Source organism: Streptomyces sp. NPDC051172 (assembly GCF_040682555.1).
In the GTDB taxonomy this organism is placed as follows: domain Bacteria; phylum Actinomycetota; class Actinomycetes; order Streptomycetales; family Streptomycetaceae; genus Streptomyces.
In genome coordinates, this window is record NZ_JBFBBE010000495.1 from 1 (window position 1) to 1,033 (window position 1,033).

1 pseudogene is annotated in these 1,033 nt (G+C 70.9%); it reads left to right on the top strand.

From position 1 onward, the window contains the following. Positions 1–1,033: pseudogene (locus AB0N07_RS52190) on the top strand (DNA polymerase III subunit alpha); the annotation flags it as partial.

The window sequence follows — 1,033 nt, forward strand, 5'->3', positions numbered from 1 at the left end:
AACGCCTCGACCGCCTGCCCCGCCACATCTCCATGCACCCCTGCGGCGTCATCCTCGGCGACGCCGCCCTGCTGCACCGCACCCCCGTCCAGCCCTCCGGCATGGGCCTGCCCATGAGCCAGTTCGACAAGCACGACATGGACCCCATGGGCTTCCTCAAGCTCGACATCCTCGGCGTGCGCATGCAGTCCGCCATCGCCTACACGATCGCCGAGGTCGAACGCGCCACGGGCGAGCACATCGACCTCGAACAGGTGCCCCTCGACGATGCCGCCACCTACGCGATGATCCGCACCACCCACACCCTCGGCTGCTTCCAGATCGAGTCCCCTGGCCAGCGCGAACTCGTCGGCAAACTCGCCCCCCGCGAGTTCAACGACCTCACCGTGGACATCTCCCTCTTCCGCCCCGGCCCCATGCAGTCCGACATGGTCCGGCCCTTCCTCGAACAGCGGCACGGCTGGGCACCCGCCCACTACCCGCACCCCGACCTGCGGCCCGTCCTCGCCGAGACCCACGGGGTCACCGTCTTCCACGAACAGGTCCTGCGCACCATGGACGTCATGACCGGCTGCGGACTGGCCCGCGCCGACGAGCACCGCCGCCTCCTCGGCGGCCCGCAGGAACACCTCGTCGAAGAGGCCTTCCGCGCCGGCGCCCTCGCCCGCGGCTACCCCCTCGAAGTCATCGACGAAGTCTGGGCCACCCTCTCCGCCTTCGGCTCCTTCGGCTTCTGCAAGGCCCACGGCGCCGCCTTCGCCGTCCCCACCTACCACTCCGCCTGGCTCAAGACCCACCACCCCGCCGCCTTCATGGCCGCCATCCTCGAACACGACCCCGGCATGTACCCCGCCCGCCTCATGGTCGCCGAGGCCCGCCGCATGGGCATCCCCGTCCTCCCCGTGGACGTCAACGCCTCCTCCCGCCACGTCCACGTCGAATGGGTCCCCGCCCACCCCGAGGTCGACGACGACGCCCCCGGCCGCTGGGGGCAACCCCAGCCCCGCACCCGCCACACCCGACAAAGCCAAAC